Below are 710 nucleotides of genomic sequence, written 5' to 3' on the forward strand. Positions count from 1 at the left end.
GCGTGCCGGAAGTGCTGTCCTCCGAGCTGATTCAGCGCCTGCGCGAGCGGCAGGTCGAACTCCGGGCCAACATTGCCGACCTTTCCACGACCCTGCTGGACAATCATCCGCGCATCCGGGCGCTGAAGTCGCAGCTTGCCGACCTCGACGGCCAGATTCGCAACGAGGCGCAAAAGATCATTCGCGGCCTGTCGGCGCAGGTTCAAACGGCCAAGGCCCGCGAGGATCAGCTGGTCGCGGACGTGAACACGCTGAAAGCCGCCTCGGCACGCGCCGGCGAACAGCAGGTGCAGTTGGATGCCTTGCAGCGCGACGCGAACGTTCAGCGCCAACAGCTTGAATCCTATATGGCAAGTTACAATGCGGCGGCCTCGCGCAAGGACCGCAAATACTCCCCCGTCGCGGCGAGCCTGATCGCGCAGGCGCAGGTGCCGTCGCAGCCTTATTTCCCGAAGATCGGACCGATTACCGGGGCCGCCGCCGCCGCTTCTCTGCTGCTGATGGCGATCGGCACACTGCTTGGCGAGTTGTTCTCCGGCCGCGCCATGCGTCCTGCCCCCGGTGCTCGGTTTGAGAGCATAGAGCAGGTGGCGATGCCTGTCGCGCGCACGGAACCGGCGATCGATGACCAGCGTCGTGCTTTCGCTCCTTACGAGGAAGCGGCGCCCGGGCATTCGATCGCCGAAGCGGAACTCCCGAGGCGGGCCGCG

General features: G+C 65.8%; 1 pseudogene. It reads left to right on the forward strand.

Annotated elements, in window-relative coordinates:
- Positions 1-710, forward strand: a pseudogene (locus EOA28_RS37610) (chain-length determining protein); the annotation flags it as partial.

It is taken from the genome of Mesorhizobium sp. M2A.F.Ca.ET.067.02.1.1 (genome assembly GCF_004023285.1).
Classification (GTDB): domain Bacteria; phylum Pseudomonadota; class Alphaproteobacteria; order Rhizobiales; family Rhizobiaceae; genus Mesorhizobium.